This is a genomic window from Paenibacillus castaneae (assembly GCF_002884445.1).
In the GTDB taxonomy this organism is placed as follows: domain Bacteria; phylum Bacillota; class Bacilli; order Paenibacillales; family Paenibacillaceae; genus Pristimantibacillus; species Pristimantibacillus castaneae.
This window is the reverse complement of record NZ_KZ614144.1, coordinates 2,471,725-2,490,329: the sequence shown is the minus strand read 5'-3', so window position 1 is coordinate 2,490,329 and position 18,605 is coordinate 2,471,725. Positions and strand designations below refer to the sequence as shown.

At 45.4% G+C, this 18,605-nt stretch carries 16 protein-coding genes and 1 other RNA gene; 3 read left to right on the top strand and 14 right to left on the bottom strand.

Features of this window, described 5'->3' with window-relative positions; all coding sequences use genetic code 11:
* Window positions 1–126: 126 nt before the first annotated feature.
* On the bottom strand, window positions 127–2,454 hold the full coding sequence (helD, locus tag CEF13_RS10640; RefSeq protein ID WP_102710654.1) for an RNA polymerase recycling motor HelD: 2,328 nt from the start codon (window positions 2,452–2,454) through the stop codon (window positions 127–129).
* Between the two features lie 242 nt (window positions 2,455–2,696).
* Here helD and CEF13_RS10635 point away from each other — a divergent pair, with 242 nt between their 5' ends.
* Entirely contained in the window at window positions 2,697–3,410 is a 714-nt protein-coding gene (locus CEF13_RS10635) for a queuosine precursor transporter (protein WP_102710653.1), read from the top strand.
* A gap of 72 nt (window positions 3,411–3,482) precedes the next feature.
* Here CEF13_RS10635 and CEF13_RS10630 read toward each other — a convergent pair whose 3' ends face one another.
* Both CEF13_RS10630 and CEF13_RS10625 read right to left on the bottom strand, forming a co-directional pair.
* On the bottom strand, window positions 3,483–5,792 hold the full coding sequence (locus CEF13_RS10630) for an alpha/beta hydrolase family protein (RefSeq protein ID WP_102710652.1): 2,310 nt from the start codon (window positions 5,790–5,792) through the stop codon (window positions 3,483–3,485).
* Window positions 5,783–6,571 (bottom strand): ABC transporter ATP-binding protein, encoded by a 789-nt coding sequence (locus CEF13_RS10625; protein WP_208414534.1) that lies wholly within the window; start codon window positions 6,569–6,571, stop codon window positions 5,783–5,785. The genes CEF13_RS10630 and CEF13_RS10625 overlap by 10 nt, the downstream gene beginning before the upstream one ends.
* Window positions 6,572–6,730: 159 nt before the next feature.
* Here CEF13_RS10625 and CEF13_RS10620 point away from each other — a divergent pair, with 159 nt between their 5' ends.
* On the top strand, window positions 6,731–7,360 hold the full coding sequence (locus tag CEF13_RS10620) for a GTP pyrophosphokinase (RefSeq protein ID WP_102710651.1): 630 nt from the start codon (window positions 6,731–6,733) through the stop codon (window positions 7,358–7,360).
* 84 nt (window positions 7,361–7,444) lie between these two features.
* Here the strand turns inward: CEF13_RS10620 and CEF13_RS10615 are convergent, their stop codons facing one another.
* The 3 genes from CEF13_RS10615 to CEF13_RS10605 are packed head-to-tail and all read right to left on the bottom strand — an operon-like array spanning window position 7,445 to window position 8,622.
* Entirely contained in the window at window positions 7,445–7,855 is a 411-nt protein-coding gene (locus CEF13_RS10615; RefSeq protein ID WP_146022696.1) for a hypothetical protein, read from the bottom strand.
* Between the two features lie 5 nt (window positions 7,856–7,860).
* Complete coding sequence (locus CEF13_RS10610) at window positions 7,861–8,067, bottom strand: DUF1540 domain-containing protein (protein ID WP_102710649.1); 207 nt, start codon at window positions 8,065–8,067, stop codon at window positions 7,861–7,863.
* A gap of 54 nt (window positions 8,068–8,121) precedes the next feature.
* Entirely contained in the window at window positions 8,122–8,622 is a 501-nt protein-coding gene (locus tag CEF13_RS10605; protein ID WP_102710648.1) for a YpuI family protein, read from the bottom strand.
* A gap of 182 nt (window positions 8,623–8,804) precedes the next feature.
* On the opposite strand from CEF13_RS10605, the gene CEF13_RS10600 reads away from it, so the two are divergent.
* The gene (locus tag CEF13_RS10600) at window positions 8,805–10,661 is read left to right on the top strand and encodes a S8 family peptidase (protein ID WP_102710647.1); all 1,857 of its coding nucleotides are present in this window, start codon (window positions 8,805–8,807) and stop codon (window positions 10,659–10,661) included.
* Between the two features lie 189 nt (window positions 10,662–10,850).
* On the opposite strand, the gene rnpB is transcribed toward CEF13_RS10600, so the two are convergent.
* The 8 genes from rnpB to CEF13_RS10560 all read right to left on the bottom strand — a co-directional run bounded on the left by rnpB (window position 10,851) and on the right by CEF13_RS10560 (window position 18,553).
* Window positions 10,851–11,257: RNase P RNA component class A (gene rnpB, locus CEF13_RS10595), an RNA gene on the bottom strand.
* Between the two features lie 62 nt (window positions 11,258–11,319).
* Window positions 11,320–12,441, bottom strand: a complete 1,122-nt coding sequence (locus CEF13_RS10590; RefSeq protein ID WP_102710646.1) for a Nif3-like dinuclear metal center hexameric protein — start codon at window positions 12,439–12,441, stop codon at window positions 11,320–11,322.
* Window positions 12,417–13,190, bottom strand: coding sequence for a tRNA (adenine(22)-N(1))-methyltransferase (locus CEF13_RS10585; protein WP_102710645.1), 774 nt, complete (start codon window positions 13,188–13,190; stop codon window positions 12,417–12,419). The genes CEF13_RS10590 and CEF13_RS10585 overlap by 25 nt, the downstream gene beginning before the upstream one ends.
* Window positions 13,190–14,026 (bottom strand): hypothetical protein, encoded by an 837-nt coding sequence (locus CEF13_RS10580; RefSeq protein ID WP_102710644.1) that lies wholly within the window; start codon window positions 14,024–14,026, stop codon window positions 13,190–13,192. The genes CEF13_RS10585 and CEF13_RS10580 overlap by 1 nt, the downstream gene beginning before the upstream one ends.
* A 112-nt stretch (window positions 14,027–14,138) precedes the next feature.
* Window positions 14,139–15,275, bottom strand: coding sequence for an RNA polymerase sigma factor RpoD (gene rpoD, locus CEF13_RS10575; RefSeq protein WP_102710643.1), 1,137 nt, complete (start codon window positions 15,273–15,275; stop codon window positions 14,139–14,141).
* An 18-nt stretch (window positions 15,276–15,293) separates the two neighbouring features.
* Entirely contained in the window at window positions 15,294–17,147 is a 1,854-nt protein-coding gene (dnaG, locus tag CEF13_RS10570; RefSeq protein WP_102710642.1) for a DNA primase, read from the bottom strand.
* 41 nt (window positions 17,148–17,188) lie between these two features.
* On the bottom strand, window positions 17,189–17,659 hold the full coding sequence (locus CEF13_RS10565) for a YaiI/YqxD family protein (RefSeq protein WP_211297057.1): 471 nt from the start codon (window positions 17,657–17,659) through the stop codon (window positions 17,189–17,191).
* A 78-nt stretch (window positions 17,660–17,737) separates the two neighbouring features.
* Window positions 17,738–18,553: a pyruvate, water dikinase regulatory protein gene (locus CEF13_RS10560; protein WP_102710641.1), complete on the bottom strand. Its 816-nt coding sequence runs from the start codon at window positions 18,551–18,553 to the stop codon at window positions 17,738–17,740.
* Window positions 18,554–18,605: the final 52 nt, after the last annotated feature.

Here is an 18,605-nt window from a genome sequence, read left to right as displayed (position 1 = left end):
TGGAAAAAACACAGTATGTTTTCATAGATTTAGTCAGCAATAAAGCTCCAAGTCAAACAGCTTAGCTGATTGACTCGGAGCTTCAAATGATATGCGGAAAAATGTCGAAAACAACAAAATAATAGTTTAAGTAATGAAGGGTGTAAGCTCGTTTGTATACATAAGATGGAGTTCATGCATCGCTCTCGTACAAGCCGTATAGAATAGCTTGCGCTCGCTTTCTAAGCTATAGCATTGTTTAGAAGCATTGCTGATAATAACCGCATCGAATTCGACGCCCTTCGCGAGATAAGTCGGGATTACGATAATGCCTTTCTCAAAGGTTACGGTTTCCTTCTCAACCAGCCGCAGCTTAGGGCTGTTTTTATGCAAAGCGGCATATATGTCCTTGCTCTCTTCCGCCGTTTTGCAAATAACAGCTATGGACTCATAACCCTTTTGCACTAAACGATGAATTTTCTCCTCAATTGCACCGATTAGCTCATGCTCATCCGCAGCCAAGGTTATCGTAGGATCTTCGCCGTCCCGATTGAACGGCTCGATTCTGTCGCCGCCTTCAATCATGCGACTTGTGAAAGCAACGATTTGCTGAGTGGAGCGATAGCTTCTGGTTAATATGATTTTTTCCGTTTCTTCCTCTCTATACAACTGCGACAATGGTTCAAATCCGTCTCCAGCAACGGCATGTGCAAATATGGATTGATTTAGATCGCCCAGCACCGTCATTTTGCAATTTGGAAAAATCCGCTTTAAATAATGATATTGGAAAGGTGAATAATCCTGCGCTTCATCGATAAACAAATGCTTAACTGACGTATTGGTCTGAAAGCCTTCCAGCTTTTCCTTCAAATACAGGTAAGGCGTTGCATCCTCGTAGTAGATTTCTCCACTGTCCAGCTTTGAAGCCGTCTGTCCGCATATTTCCTTCCAGAAAGCAGGCAGCTCCAGCTCTTTCCCCTTCAAGCTCTGAATCAGTTGATGATGATTCTCGAACAGCTGTTTGTACATAGCCGGAACATCTAGAAAGGACAAGCGCTTCACGCGTCTGCGCAGCTTTTTGAATCGCTTCTGAACGACCGTAGCGGCTAAATAATCCTTTTCCGCTTCGAAGTCATCGAATGACTGGCTGCTGAAACGATTTTTCCGCTGCAGCTCATCGAATGCTTGAGCATACGACTCTTGGTCAAGCAGGTCAATCTCTTCCAGCACCCAATCCTGTTCGCGTTCCTCACGGCTTAGCCTCGTCAGCTCCTTGAGCATCCAATCTGCGGTTAAACGCATGCGATTTCCGATTGAGATTGAAGGATCCCCTTTATAAAATTGATTTGCAATTTCTTCTGCCGAAATTAAGGTGCGCTTTCTAAAGGTTACGGGTTTAAACAAAAGCCCGCCTTTACCTAGCTCCACAGCATACCGATCAATCAATTGCATGAACGAAACGCTTGACTTGAAGGTGATTGCAGCTATTCTCGCCTCATAGCCCGGTTCGCCTCTGGCTGCTAATGTATATTCCATTTGCGAGAAGGGATCCTCAAGTGCAAATGCTTGGCCTAGACGATGCTCAAGATATTGTTGATAGGTCGTTTGCTGCATATTTTGTTCGCCAAGCTCCGGCAATACGGTAGCTACATAGCTGTTAAACATCGGATTGGGGGAAAATAAGACGATTTGGTCCGCACTTAGCATTCCCCGATAGCGATAAAGCAAATAGGCAACGCGCTGCAAAGCGGCTGAGGTTTTCCCGCTTCCGGCTGCGCCTTGTACGATAAGCAAGCGGGCACGCTCGTTACGAATAATGCGATTCTGCTCTCTCTGAATGGTAGCAACGATGCTCTTCATCTGTGCATCGGATTGTTTGCCAAGCACCTCCTGCAGCAGCTCATCGCCTATCGTTACGCCCGTGTCAAACATGCTGTTTATTTGACCATTACGAATAATATATTGTCGTTTCATTGTCATTTCGCCGTTTATTGTCCCGCTCGGTGTTTCATACTCAGCCGGTCCAGGACCGTAATCATAATATAAACTTGAGACTGGCGCGCGCCAGTCATAAATCAAATAATCCAAACCGCTCTTATCCAGCAGTGAACCGACTCCTAGATATATGCGATTGGGCTCGCGCTCTCCTTCTTCCAAGAAATCGATACGCCCGAAATAGGGGGATTGCTCTAGCTTTAATAATGTTTTGAGCTGCTCCTCCGCATGGCGGTAGCTGCGCTCCCTCTCCGATAATACCTCAGCCTGCTGCTTTATACTTGCATGCGATTCCGCTGATTCGGCGGCATCCTCAAAGTTGACCGTCACATCATCCCAGAAATTACGGCGAATATCGACAATATCTCCTCTAACACCGCCAACCTGGTTACGAAGCTCTTCTATTCGTTCACGAATTAGAGCAGATATATCATCTACGCGAAGCTGCTCCTGCTCCAGTCCTTCATTTGTATTCGTCATACTGACACTCCTCTATCCATCAAATAAGTTCATTTATGTCTAATCAAGCATTGCTTTAAAATGGCAACATCCATTTTACCATCTTCTGCTCCACAAACAAAACGAAAGCTGGGCTATTGCCGTGCTCATCACAACCGTTTATAATGGCAGAGGCAGAAAAACAGCACAGAGACTTCACCCATGCAAGCAACCCGCGGTTCGAAAAACTCCCGCGTTATCAAAACTAGGAGGCTATTTGCAGTATGTTTAATTTATGGTTCGGCATCATTTTCATGCTTTTGCATTTCACGCTTTTTTTGCTTTCATATCGTTTTTTTGGTCGAATCGGCATTTATGCTTGGATTGGCATGGCAACCGTTCTTGCTAACATTCAAGTAGTCAAAACGATTGACCTACATGCTTTTGGTCTTGTTATCGCCATTACACTTGGAAATACAATGTACGGCACCATTTATTTGGCTTCTGACTTGTTGAATGAGAAATATGGCGAGAAATCGGCGAAGAAGGCGGTTTGGTTTGGCTTCTTCACACTTATTGCCTCGACCATTATTATGCAGATGGCGCTATTATTTAATCCCCATCCATCCGAATTCCCTTTGCAGGTGCAAGGAGCGATGGAAACCTTATTCGGACTTATGCCGCGTATCGCGCTTGCAAGCCTGTGCGCTTATTTTGTAAGTCAGTTTCTTGACGTTAGGATTTATTCCACATTGAAGCGCTTATGTCCTGCTCCGAATCAGCTTTGGATTCGAAACAACGGCAGTACAGCGGCAAGTCAACTTGTGGACACCTTAATCTTCTGTACGATTGCTTTTGCAGGCGCCGAAGGGTATGATCGTAAGCTTTGGCTTTCCATTTTCCTATCGACCTACGTAATCAAATTTATCGTTTCCATTTGTTCGACACCATTCCTCTATGCAGCTAGAAGCTTTTCCTTCAAAGAGGAGTCCTTGTAGTCGATTGAAACAAAATATATGCAATGAAAAAAGCGAGACAGCCTACTGCCAGGCATCTCGCTTTTTTGTGTATTAAGGCATGAATCCAATATCATCAAGCATAACTTTGCCTGGACCATTCACAAATCGAAACGTAATCCGGCTAATTTCGTCAATCGAAAGTTGTGGATCGTCTGGACCAAATTGCTCTATCGGTATGACATAGGTCTGGAATACAGGCTCTGATGATTCCTTATATTTCTCCTCTTTCACTCGGTCTTCGAGCCACGACAAGGACATAAAAGCCGTATAGGCGGGAGGTTGTACCGCCATAATATTAGCAAGCCCAATAATTCTATTCTCGCCGCTGGTCGTCGTGAGCTCAATTTCCACATTCGGCAGGGGCGGCATTTCGGTCTCGATATCAGCTGGAGGTGTCGTCTCCTCTTCTGCCGTTTTCGTTAAATCCCGCTCCAGATTCGCCATAGAGAATACCAGGTTGCCCTCAAGCATTCCTTCCATTCGATCATTTGTTTTGGGTGACAGCTGCAGCTCATACTGCGCTCCAGGCTCGGACCACTCCAGCACAATGCCTTTCGTGCCCTTGTTCTGTCCGTCCCGATCCTCTGCAAAAGCTACCTCCCAGTCCGTCATTCCTTCTGCAACTGCTTTGCCGCCGTCCTTTATTACCGTTTTTTGGCTGGTGTCGTCATAACGCGCGACTGCAGTAAATTCCGAAGCTTCAAAACGATTGGTATACACCGTATTCGGCAGCCAATCAAGTCCTCTTCGGTAATCTTTAAACAATCCGGTGTAATCCTCTTCACCAAGCAATGTCGCTTGAAGGAATGCAGAAACATATACCTTTGAGATTTGGCGCTGCTCCTCAGGCTGCAATAATCCATTTCGATTTAGAAACAGCCCGCCCGGCGGTCGCTCATCCATCCTGCCCCAATCGGAATTAAATTGACTATGATTAGCATCTGCAATATATAGTGCAGCTTTAAATTTACCAGCTTGCTCCTTGAACGTGGTTCGAGCATACTGCCGTTCACCGTAAAAGTTGTTTACGTCAGCATCTCTCGCCCCTTGCAGCGTTAAATAATTTACATTCGTTAATTTCGCCAGCTTGTCATCTACCTGCTTATCGGTTGGAGCAATCGCAATTACTGACTCGATATGCATCTGAGACAGAGAAGCCAGCGTTTTATCCTCTTTAAACCATCGATCCGCGTCAGCGGCCATGGCAACTGCCTGCCCGCCGCGGGAATGGCCAATTAACGCAATTTTGCTGAAATCGACCCGGCCGCTAAATGGATTGTCATTCTCTTCATCCAATTGTTGAATTTGCTGTAGATGCTTGAGCAGAATCCATGCACGCACTTTCATATCATGATTGGGAATACCTGACCAAACCGAATAGTTAAGGAAGTTCTCGTCGACTGATATCGTGATAATTCCTTTGCTGGCAAGAAGCTCGCCTAAATAGCCATATCCGCCGTCTGAGAAGCTTTCCATTAGATGATTGCCATGTACGATAAGTGCAACTGGGAATGGCCCGTCTCCTTCAGGCATCCATACTCGGCCATTCAGCGGCAGCGCATGCTCGTCGAACCCCCAAAAGCGAGTTTTCAGCCATGACCACTCCGTAATGTAGGCAGAAGCATCTACTGCTTCCGTCTTGATATCAACTTCATTGCCAAACAAGCTCCTATGTTTATCCCTTCCACTCCCATAGGTGAAGGTTTGATAGGCTATGCTGCCTTTCTCGCTAGGATTGGCTGCCAGCAGCGGTTCAACGCTTCCGTTTGTCAGCTCATCCTGAACACCCTCTCTTTGCGGCATAGTAGCAGGCCCTGGCCAGTCCGTTGTTTCAAGACCAACAGCAATAATAGATGCTATTACGATCGCTGTTATTGCCTTAAAACGCGGTTTGAGTTTAAGCCTTAAAAGCAGGCCAAGCAGAATACCTGCTAAAGCTCCAAGCAGTGTGAATGCAACAGATATTATGATCGACATCATAATCCCTAGCTCAGCAAAGTATAAGATTAAATAGGTTTCTATGCCTACATATAAACAAGCAGCTATAAATCTGCGTGGCAAAGGCAAATACAATAGATTAAGAATAAAAGAGAGCAATATAACTGAAAGACCCATTGCCACTGCATTTATGGTCAGAAATAAGATAATATCAACAATCGTTCCAAATCCGGTTGGCATGCCGAACACGGCAACGAGCATGGATAGCGAACCGAATAATGCTGTGCTGCCTGTCGATATTCGCCACACATACGAATCAAGGCTGTTGCGCGTTCGGTACTTGCCGGCGATCCATGTCTTCATTCGATGAAATTTACTCTGACCTTGATAAGGCGTCTTCGGTTCTTGTAAAACTAGTTCCATAGTTCCCCCTTCACAGAAAGCCAATTTCTGCCGTCTCGCCGTTCAATATCAACGGCTACACCAAAAAATTCGCCCATCTTAGTTGAGGTCAGCACATCAGAGGTTTGCTCTGCTGCGAATACCTGGCCTTCTTTCAGAAGTAGAGTTCTCGAGAAGCATGGCAAAATTTCTTCAACATGATGGGTCACATATATAATAGTCGGAGCATCCTGCTGCGGTGCAACCGAGGCGATCATTTGCAGCAGCTGTTCCCTTGCGAACACATCAAGCCCCGTACAAGGCTCATCGAGAATAAGCAGCTTTGGTGCAGCCATTAGCGCTCTAGCAATCAGAACACGCTGTCTTTCCCCTTGCGACAGCGTATCATAGGTGCGTTTGATCAAAGCCGCACAGCCCAGCTTCTTCATAAGTGATTCGGCCTTCTCTACATCCTCAGCATCTATATGGTCATATAATCCAATTGTCGCATACTTACCGCTTAATACAATTTTGATTGCTGTCTCGCTTCCATATAGCTTTTGCTGGAGCGAAGTGCTTACCCAGCCAATGCTTTTGCGAAGCTCGCGCAAATCATATTCGCCAAAGGTTCTCCCAAGGACGGACATGCTCCCTACTGTTGGCCATATATATCCGTTTATCATATTCAAGAGCGTTGTTTTGCCAGATCCATTCAAACCAAGCAGGCACCAATGCTCTCCTTCCTGCACAGTCCAATTGATATTTTTCAAAACCTGTTTGCCCTCGCGATCCCATGAAACGTTATGAATATCTATGATCATCAAATAGTCCCTCCGTCTATCGCTTCTCTTAAAAAGCTAATTATTTGACTTCAATTATATTATCGACCATTATAATAATACAACGATTCTCACCCAACTGGAACCGTACCGTTACAAATCGCAAATATACATACTTGTTATATCAGGAGTGGACAACAGATGAAAACAGAACAACTTAAGCAATGGGCTCATTTTTTTCTTACGTATAAATTTGCACTTGATGCCGTGGAAACGAAACTTAACATTTTGAATGAGGAATTTCAATTTATTCATGATTACAATCCGATTGAGCATATGAAGACAAGAATCAAGACGCCAGAGAGCGTCATGCAGAAGCTTAGAAGAAAAGGACTGGACATATCGCTCGAGGATGCCAAAAAACATATTCGGGATATTGCCGGTGTAAGAATCATTTGCTCGTTCTCAACCGATATTTATCAGATTGTTGAGATGATCAGCAAGCAAAGTGATGTGCGTGTCGTCGAAGTTAAGGATTATGTAATCGACCCGAAACCAAATGGTTATCAAAGCATCCATCTTATTATTGAAATACCTGTATTTCTAACGGATCGGAAAGAGAATGTCCTTGTAGAAATCCAAATTCGGACCATTGCGATGGATTTCTGGGCGAGCCTCGAGCATAAAATTTATTATAAATTCAATGAACAGATTCCGCCTCATATCCAGCAGCAGCTAAAAGGCTCTGCTGATATGATCAACTCGCTCGACAAGCAGATGCTTGCACTCAATGTAGAAGTTCAAAAGCATCGTGAGCAGGCCTTGAAATAAAAGGGACAGTATTAAGCAAAACAGCCGATCAGGTATAAAATCCTGATCGGCTGATTTCATTTATTTACTTATTGGAAAAACCAATCAGGTCACCGCATAATAAAAAGGAACAATAATTAAATTTAATGCGAGTGCAATAATTCCGATCGCCATAGACCAAGCACCGAGACCGCCTGAGCCTTGCCGATAAGCAATAAAGCCCAGAACCGCAGCTGTTGCCCCCATCAGTACAGGCCACACGAACCAGGAAGCTACTGCAAACACGAGCGCGACCCATCCCAGCCTATAGCCTGTAGTTTGAGTTGTTTCAACTGGATGTGCACGTTCTACGTGCCGGTCCTCACTCCGCTCCAAATGTCCAACTGGGCTGCTGACTGCGAAATCGGCTCCCATCTCTTCATTGACGTTCAGCAATCTGTCATTTCCTGATGCGAAACGGTTCGCTTCATTTTTCTCATCCACATTATCAACAAAATCCTCTTCAAACTTGTCCACCTTCATCACTCCTTCGGTTTAAAAGTGAGGCAGCACGTTTCTTTGGATTGCTTTGCCTGATCCTGATGGAGCTTGCCCAGCTCTTCTCCGGCGAATTCTTCGTTTACGTTTGCATGCTGATCAATTTCGATAGCGATTTCGCTTGCGCCGCAATTATTTCCTTGCTTCCAGAAGCTGCAGTTAGCTACGCTACAAACCACGCCTTTCGGCATAAAAAAATCACCTCCGTTATCAAGTTTCCCTGACCGAAGGTGATTCATTCTGCCTTATTTTTGTCCTTGCATACGGCGCTGCGTCATATAATCATTCTCGTAATAAGCCAGCTCATCACGCAGCTCCTCATAATTTTTCGAGATGCTAAGTATGATTTCACGCGCCTCACGGATCGGTTTGTAACGGAAGCGAATGGCATCTTGACCGGTATATGCATAACGGCCATCTTCTGAATAGCATTCGTTCTTCGGATAGAAAAACGCGCTTACGCATTGATGATACACTTCATACAGTACGCGTTCCGCATAATCCGTATCGAAATTGGGCCGTCTGAGCAATACTCCCAGTTTTTCAACCGACACCTCAGAGAACACCAATAAATGTCTCAAATCGGACAAGAAACCTTTATAAAATGTTTGAGCATCTTCACCATTATCATTACTGGTCAATTGGACTACCGAATAGTTGTTCAGAAACGGCTCGATTTGGTTTACAGCATCTTTTAGCTTCGTTTGAGTTGTTTCAGTTAGCGTCTTTACGTTAGCAGATGGCATATAGGTAGTTCTCCTTTCATAATCCAAGCACACTGAAAAATTACAATTATCATTATGGTACCACAAATTACATTCAAGTGGTACTGGCGTTTCACTGTTTTGCTCGCATATTTTCCTCGTCGGAATCTAAACCTACAGATTAGACTTAACTTTTATGAGATCGATTAATGGAGGTATCAAGCATGCATAAAAAATGGATCGGCGGCCTTACAATTTTAGCTTTAGCCGCGCTTCTTATACCTACATCATCCCTTTTCGCACCCGATGATGCTAAGAAAGCACCACCAAAGGTCTCAACATTATCTGCAAAGCGTGAACACACACTCAAATTAGCTACTTTACAAGAAGATATGAGAGCTACTGCCATGCTTTGCTCATCCGAATGCACGAAGGACTTTCAGAAGCTTATGAGTTCTGGCATGGAATCAAATTCGAAAGCAGACCAAGAAATTAAAAAGATGATGCATGAGCATTCTCACATGAACTACATTAGCTGGATTTCGGGAGAACGAAGCGTATCCCGCGGCAGCCTGCCCAAAGCCAAAAAAGTCGACGAATATGTAAAGATGGCTAAAGCACAGGTCGCTAAAGGTTCCAAATATGAATCGCCAGCCATTAAAGCAGAGAACGGCAGCCGCTATATGGTGCTCGGCGTACCTGATCCGAAGCACTCCAGCATGGGCGTTGTAAGTGTAATCAAACAAGACATAATCAATTCAGTTGAGAAGCATCAGAAGCGCAATCTGCGCTTAGTCCCTTATCCTGCTGAAGGAAATTATAAAATTGAATCTGTCAAACCCAATTCAACTATTGATACGACCGTCCGAACAGGCGAGGATAATGGAAATGCCAGCCACTATCATGTCAAAGACGTGGTTGTCCATTTCTCTAAGCCTCTAACCGATTCAGAATTGCAGCGTGTTAAAAACGATATTCATGCGGAATCTGTCAAACGAATTGGTCACACCTTTGTATTTCGTTCCAAAAGCATCGAGGCGGATCAGCTTGTTCAATATTTCAAAAAAACTTGGAACACGGAATACACAGAGCCGCATTATTTATATATGACAAATGAGAAGGCAGCTTCATCTTCTGACGTCATTGTACCAAACGATGCGCTTTATTCGGAATACCAATGGAATTTGCCATCTATTGAAACTGAAAAGGGCTGGAACGTTTCCAAAGGGGATGAGCAGGTCACAATAGCGGTGCTCGACACTGGTGTTCAGAGCAACCATCCCGATTTAACTGGTAAAATAACGAACGGAATCAATCTCATTGATGAATCTAAAGCACCCGATGATGATGTTGGTCACGGCACTCATGTTTCCGGTATTATTGGCGCAATAGTCAATAATGGCGAAGGCGTTGCGGGACTTTCCTGGTATAACAAAATAATGCCGGTTAAAGTGCTGGACAGCAGTGGAGCAGGCTCCACCTATTCCGTTGCACAAGGAATTATATGGGCTACGGACCACGGCGCCAAAGTTATTAATATGAGCTTAGGAAACTACGCGCAGGCCGACTTTCTCCATGATGCCATTAAATACGCATATGAACATGATGTCGTGATGATTGCTGCAAGCGGGAATGACAACACGGACCGCCCAGGCTATCCGGCTGCTTATCCGGAAGTATTCGCGGTTGCTGCAACCGACAGCAAGAAGCAGAAGGCTTCCTTCTCCAACTTTGGCGATTACATTGACGTTGCCGCACCTGGCGACAGCATTGCAAGCACCTATCCAGGAAGCCAATATGCTGCTCTGTCAGGCACCTCAATGTCCACTCCCCATGTCGCTGCACTGGCTGGGTTGATCCGTTCGGTTAATCCAGAGCTAACGAACGTTGAGGTAATGGAAATTATGCGCAAGACAGCAAATGACTTAGGCAGTAAAGGTAAAGATATTTATTTCGGCTACGGCGAGATTGATGTAGATAAAGCACTCCTATCCGCTTCTTCCTATGGAGGTGCACTTCAAACTTATCCGGAGCAAGTCAAACGCAGGCTGGAGCGGATTATTTCAAAATATCAAAAATAATCATGTTCATTATTAACGATTGAGCATACTAGAAAAAAGATGCCCTTAGGTAGAATTATCTACTTAAGGGCATCCTCTTTGTTCATATATGTTCAATTCTTATCATTTCATCATCATTTCACTATCACCGCGAAACGAGCTTTTGCCATCAATAGAAGGCTCCAGCCGTTAGCGCTTTGATATTGTCGTGCGGAAAGTTTGCCGTAAGCCGGGTTCTGTGCTTCTGGTGGTCAAAACGGGAACGACCCTCCCACGATGAAGCGACAATCATCTATCTAGGCCGTACATTACTATACGGCTCCAGCAACCAACCCGGACGCGCCTCAGGCTAAGGCTGCAGCTCGGTGGCTGCGGCGTCCTCTCGGTCTTGCTCCAGATGGGGTTTACCAAGAACATAGTCACCTATGCTCCTCGTGGTCTCTTACACCACGGTTCCACCCTTACCTGTACCGGCTAAAAGCCGGCCATCGGCGGTCCATTTCTGTGGCACTATCCTTCAGCTCGCGCTGACTGGACGTTATCCAGCATCCTGCCCTACGGAGCCCGGACTTTCCTCTCGCGGCAACAAGGCCGCCAGCGATTGTCTGTCAAACTTTCCGTGCTCAACAAGTATACAAGCTTTTCGATAAAAGCTCAACCCTCAAAGAAATACAATCTTTTATATAAAAGTAAAAGGCTCCGTATTCAAGGAAGATGCAGCTGCAGTTGTATCATATTTACTGCTGCTCAGCCTCTCGTTAAGCCAATCTGCGACACGCTGCTTCATAACCTTCTCAATGTTATGACCAGCATCGATAATCGTCATTCCGGCAGCTAACGCATCGTGAGCGGTATGATAATCTATATCACCTGTAATAAGCACATCTGCTCCTGCAAAAATAGCATGTCGAACATATCTGGAGCCCGCTCCACCGAGTACAGCTGCTTTGCGTATATTACGGTCAAGAGGACCTACCACTCTTACCGCTGGCACCTCAAATACCTTCTTGGCATGCTCGGCAAGCTCGCCTAACGTAGTTGATTCAGTAAGTTTTCCTACTCGGCCGAGACCAAATGATCTGCCCTTTAGATCAACTGGATAAAGGTCATAAGCAACCTCCTCATATGGATGAGCTTTCAGCATGGCTTGCACGGCTTTGCGATGTACGCTGTATGGAACGATGGTTTCAATCCGAACCTCGTCAGCCTTCTCCAGCTTCCCCACAGTACCTATATACGGATTAGTACCATCACCCGGTATAAAGGTTCCTGTGCCCTTAATATTGAAGCTGCAATGGCTATAGCTGCCAATCTCTCCAGCTCCTGCCCGCCAAATCGCCTCAAGCACTGCCTCATGATGACTCTCTGGCACGAAGACGACAAGCTTATACAGCTTATCTGTATGCACTTCCTCCAAGCATTGACGGTCTTCCGGCATGATCCCAATTTGATTGGCTAGCCAGTCATTAATGCCACCGTCAGCAACATCCAGATTCGTATGCGAAATATACACCGCTATGTCATGCTTGATCAGCTTCTCATATAAACGACCAGCCGCAGTAGAAGTATCCAGCTTAGCAAGGGGACGGTAGATAATGGCGTGGTGAGCAATAATAAGATCCACGCCTTGATGAATCGCTTCGTCTACAACCTCATCCGTTACATCCAGTGCTATCAAAAGTTTTTTTATCGGCTTGTTCAATGTGCCAAGCTGAAGACCAATTTTGTCATTCTCGACCGCATAATGCTTTGGAGCTAGCTGCTCCATAAGTTGTACTACTGTTTGTCCATTGGCAAACATTGCAAAACCTCCTCAAGCACTTTCATTTCTGCCTTGAATTGCTCTCGCTTATGTGAAGATTCAGCTAAATCGGAACCTGCAAGCTGCTGGCAAATGCGTTCAAGCTTGTTTAGCTCATGCCGCCATTTTTTGATTAGAACAGGCTGTGGATGTCGAAGCAAATGCGGCCCCATCTGCTTCAGCACCTTCTCCTTCGTTTCCTGCTGAAGCGGCAACGGCAAGAAGTCGGCGTTATATAAAGCTTGATTTAATGTTTCTGCATCAGCCGATCTAATCGCGTGCATGACCTCATAAATTTTCCCGTCTTCTTCAATAATGCTCTCCGCCTTCAAATACCAGCCGTACTTCAGCAGCCATTCCCGCACGATTTCTTCCCCAACGTTAGGCTGAAGGACTAACTCCTTAACCCCTTCAAGCTTGCCCGCACAATAACCAGATTCAAGTATGTCGCTCATCAAGCTGCCGCCCATACCAGCAATCGTTATCGTATCAGCCTCTCCAGGCTCTAGTACAGCTAATCCATCGCCTTGTCTGACTGTTAATCGATCAGACAAGCCTGCGTCCTCTCCTTGCTTGCGTGCAGCTTCAAATGGGCCTCGATTCAACTCGCCGGCTATTGCCGAACTGCATTTATTGATTTGCAGCAAATAAACGGGCAGCATCGCATGATCTGAACCGATATCTGCTACTCTTGAACCAGTAGTTACGTAATCTGCAATTAATTGCAGACGCTTAGATAGTTTTAACATTATACAACCCACACCATCCATTGTTTTCGCATTGTAAATAACAAACCGCCGCCAATCGCAATTTTTATTATGAGCTGCAGCTGGAGCCAGATTGCTTCTTCCGCAAACATTATCGCATAAAGCTCAGGCATAAAATATACAAGCGCGCTTGTTAAGAATAAAACGGCTGACACTGGTTTGGACCAGCGATGAACAAACCAGCTGCTCCAACCGAAAAGGCAAGCAATCGGCAGCCAATATAGCTGTATTTCATACCATTTAGGATCAATCATGAAATGGGAAAGCAGCCAAGCATAAACTAAAATAGCAGCTAGCCATCCTGAAAAATGTAAAATTGGAATTCGTGCAGTTATGCCATATACAACCCAGAAAAGGGAACATAGCGCCACCAGCCCCGATTTCCAGCCCCACTCATCTAACCCATGATGATTTAGCATGTAAATCCCACCGCCAAGAAGAAGCAGCATTCCCGTGCTTGTTAGTGACAATCCAGCCGCCTCATTGCGGGTGCGAAGCCTTCCCCCGATCCATAATAAAACCGCTGTCCCGCTTGCTACGACTGCCATTTGCAATAACGGATGAAATTCGTTAAAATAAAGCACAACAAAGGAAATTAAGGTAAAAGTTCCAAATGTAAGCAGCCATTGCAAGCCTGTTGCCCGCTGAACAGCGGCAATTGCTTTTCCTACTGTATTATGCTGTTCTTTTAACGTTTCTATAGTGTCGTGATCAGCATATAAATTCAGCAGAAAATCACAATATTGATCAGGAAGCAGCTTGCTGCGACGCCAGTGATCAATTTCTTTAACGATAATTTGCCGACGATCCTGATTCATTCCCGCTATCCTTTCGGTCTCCAAAATGATAAATATCATATGTATGAGGTCAGCTATTTAGAAAAAAGACCTCGCTGCAAGAGCAGAAAGGTCAACATTGTCAATCATACATTTATTCGAGGAAATCTTTCAAACGTTTGCTGCGGCTAGGGTGACGAAGCTTACGAAGTGCTTTGGCTTCAATCTGACGAATACGCTCACGCGTTACGCCAAACACTTTACCCACTTCTTCAAGCGTTCTTGTACGGCCATCATCAAGTCCGAAACGAAGACGCAATACATTTTCTTCTCTTTCGGTCAAGGTGTCAAGCACATCCTCAAGCTGCTCTTTAAGAAGTTCATAGGCTGCGGCATCAGCTGGTGCAAGCGCTTCTTGATCCTCAATGAAATCTCCTAGATGCGAGTCATCTTCTTCCCCGATTGGAGTCTCGAGAGATACAGGCTCTTGCGCGATTTTCATGATCTCGCGTACCTTCTCCGTGCTAAGCTCCATTTCCGCGGCAATCTCTTCCGGTGTCGGTTCACGTCCGAGCTCTTGAAGCAATTGACGGGAAACACGTATAAGTTTATTGATCGTTTCCACCATATGAACCGGTATCCGAATCGTACGCGCTTGGTCTGCAATCGCACGAGTAATAGCTTGACGAATCCACCATGTTGCATACGTACTGAATTTGAAACCCTTCTGATGGTCAAACTTCTCAACCGCTTTAATAAGACCCATATTGCCTTCTTGAATAAGATCAAGGAACAGCATCCCTCTACCTACATAACGCTTGGCAATACTGACAACTAAACGTAAATTTGCTTCTGCAAGTCTGCGCTTCGCCTCTTCGTCGCCATTCTCAATCCGTTGTGCAAGCTCGATTTCATCATCTGCAGAAAGAAGAGGAACGCGGCCAATCTCCTTCAAGTACATTCGTACCGGGTCATTAATCTTAATGCCTGGGGGCAACGCAAGATCATCGTCGAAGTTAAAGTCGTCTGACTCCCGTTCGCGTTCGCGGTCTTCCCCTCCAGCAGCAAGTGGATTTTCTTCGTCGTTTTCGTTCAGTACCTCAATCCCAAAATCGTCAAGCTGTTCAAAAAATTCATCAATTTGCTCTGGTTCTTGATCGAAAGGAGACAGTTTCTCCATAATCTCTTTGTAAGTCAAGGATGATCTTTTCTTGCCTTGCTCGATCAATTGATCCTTCACATGATCCAGTTTTTGTTCGGTATCTAGTTCAGTATGCTGATCATTCGCCATGTTCCGACTCCCTCCCCCCTAGAAACGATCTATGTTTCTTGCTTTCAGCTGTTGGCCTAGGGTTATAATCTCAAGTGCTAATTGTGTTGCTAATGCTGCATTACCGGTACGTTCGGCATGTACCATTTCATCTTCCTTGCGTTGAAGCTCAAGCTTTAGCGGAAACGTAATGATATCTTGAATATCAGCGTTCATAATGGTTTCATCGAACGGGAAATCACTGTCCATCATTAGAATCGATGCCGCTGTTCGTTCTAATCTGTCATCATGAAGCGTCGCAATAAATCGGCTGGCATCCGGATCGTAGCCCTGTGCATAATAAGCGTATAAATAAGCAGCAAGTGCTGCGTGATCCTCTACATTAAACGCATCGCCGAGTCGTTCATGTACCGCTTGAGCGACTTCACTGTCGCGCATCATAACATTCAACAATCTTCGTTCCGCATATGTATAAGCAGGCCGAAGAGTGGGCGGTCCAGACGTACGGGGCTTTTCATTTCTACCATTATTCCACGAAATGTCGTTATTATCCCCTTGAGGTTTCTTTTTTTGCAGCTCCTGTCGCATTTGGTGACAGTCCTGCTTCAAAGAATCAAGCGAGATTTCAAACTCTCGGGACAATTCCTTTAAGTAGACTTCGCGTTCTGTTGAAGAATCAACCTCAGCTACAATTTGTACAGCTTCAAGCAAATAATTTTTTCTACCTTCTTCTTTTAGCAGTATATGGTTTTTCCTTGAATATATAAGCTTAAATTTTGTAACTGAAACAGGCTGATCCATCGTCTCGCGCAAAAAAGCCTCAGGTCCATATTCGCTAATATAATCATCAGGATCCTTCCCTTTCGGAAGCATCGCCACTGCTACTTTCAGTCCCGCTGCTTCCAGCATTGGAATGGATTTGATTGCTGCTGCTTGTCCCGCATCATCACCATCGTAACAGACGATAACCTCTTCGGCTTGTCGCCTAAGAATACTGCAATGCTCATCCGTCAGTGCCGTCCCCATTGTTGCTACACCGTTTTTAATGCCTGCGCTCCACGATTTAATGACATCCATGTAGCCTTCAAACAATACGACTTGCTTACTTTTGCGGATAGCTGGCCGCGCATAGTGCAAGTTGTACAGTGTTCTGCTTTTCGTAAATAGCATCGTTTCCGAGGTATTCAAGTATTTCGGCTGTCCTTCGCCTATTATGCGACCCGCAAACGCGGTAGCTTTGCCGTCTCGATCCCATATCGGAAACATAATGCGATTGCGAAACCGATCCACGTACCCGCTCCCGTCAGACTTCGCCGAAAGCAATCCGCCTTTTTCCATTAGCGCCATATCAAAGCCACGACTCGTTAAAAAGCGGGCTAGCAAATCCCATTCTTCAGGGGCATAGCCGAGCATAAAATGATCGATCAGCTTATCGCTTAGTCCGCGTTCCCGCAAATATTGCTTGGCAGCTTGCCCCTGTTTGGTATTGCTTAGCACATGATGATAAAGCTTAATAGTCAGCTCATGCGCTTCAATAATTTTGGCTCGGTCGGCATCATGAGGTGAAGACTTGCTCCCGTCTGGTAAAGCCCAAGTGACAGGAATGCCTGCATCCTCAGCGAGCACTCGTACAGCTTCGGGAAAAGAATAGCCTTCCATTTCCTCTACAAACCGTATGACATTGCCGCCTTTTCCGCAGCCATAGCAATGGTAAATTTGGAGCTCCGGCGTAACTGTGAACGAGGGCGTCTTCTCCGAGTGGAACGGACATAACCCCTTCATATATTTGCCGTGCTTCGTGAGATGAACATATTTCCCGACCGTCTCTACGATGTCATGATGCTTGCGAACAGCATCAATAATCTCTTCCGGTATTTTATTACCGTATGTCATCGTTCATCACCTTCATCCTAGTAACACGTAAATAATATTCGCTATACGTCATGGTTCTCCTGCTCATTTCGCAAAACTTTTGTCAACTTTTGTTGAAAACGCTCACGATCCTCATTGTTCATCGCTTTTGGACCTTTCGTTTTCCCGCCGGTTCGGCGTCTCTTGGCAAGCTCATGCCTGCGTTCCATCAAATAATCGATGTTCTCATCCGTGTACTGCTCTCCCCGAGGCGATAATACAAGTGCACCTTTGCCAATCGCAATACATGCAAGTCCGAAATCCTGCGTCACGACAATATCGCCACGCACAATATGATTGACAATGTACAAATCGACAGACTGGTTGCTGCGGTCCACTTGGACAATATCTACGCCGGCTTGCGGCTCAAGCCGATGGTCATGAGAAGCCACCATCAGAACCCGCACCGAAAAACGCCTTGCCGTCTCGCCTATTTCAGCTTTTACCGGACATGCATCCGCATCCACTACTATAGTTGGTTGCTCTTGCCGAATAATGATCACCGCTCGATTTCATTTTCTATCCTGTACTATTATATACGGCACAACTATAAAAAATCCTGCCGCCAATCATTACGGCTTTCGCACATATTCCATAATTAAGCTGGCCGTTTCTTCTACAGCCCGATGTGAAACATCAATAATTACGCATTCGAGCTGCTTCATAATGGTATCCGCATAAATAAGCTCTTTTTCAATACGATCCGGTGTCGCATAGGATGCATTATTCGGCAAGCCTAACGCCTTTAATCTTTCCTTGCGTATCGTATTTAAATAAGGCATGCCAATCGTAAGTCCAATGATCTTCCGCTTCGGAATTTTAAACAATTCGGCCGGAGGCTTAAGCTCCGGCACAAGCGGTACGTTTGCGACCTTGAATTTTTGGTGAGCAAGATACATAGATAATGGTGTTTTCGAGGTGCGGGATACGCCCACGAGCACGATGTCTGCCTTCAGCACGCCCGAAGTATCTCTAGCATCATCATATTTAACGGCGAACTCGACTGCCTCTACCTTCCGGAAGTAATCTTCATCCAAAACGTGGTTAAGGCCCGGTTCTTCTCTGGATTTCCTACCCGTCCGCAATTCCAGTGTTTCGATAAATGATCCCAATAGATCTATGGCGACGATATCCGATGACTCAGCCAGCCTCTTCATGCTGTCACGCAGATGCGGAATAACTAACGTATACAACACAATCGCATCGACTGCCTTAGCTTGCAGCGTGATACGCTGCAAGCTAGCTTCGTCCGTTACGAACGGTGCTCGGCGAATCTCCGTATTAATGGGATGAAACTGAGCAATCGCAGCGCGTACGACCAGTTCGCCTGTATCACCAGCAGCATCCGATACGACGTAAACAATTACTTCTGGATTTGCATTTGGCATGCTTCATCATCCTCCTGACGCTTATTTGAAAGAAGACAGGTGAATATCCATC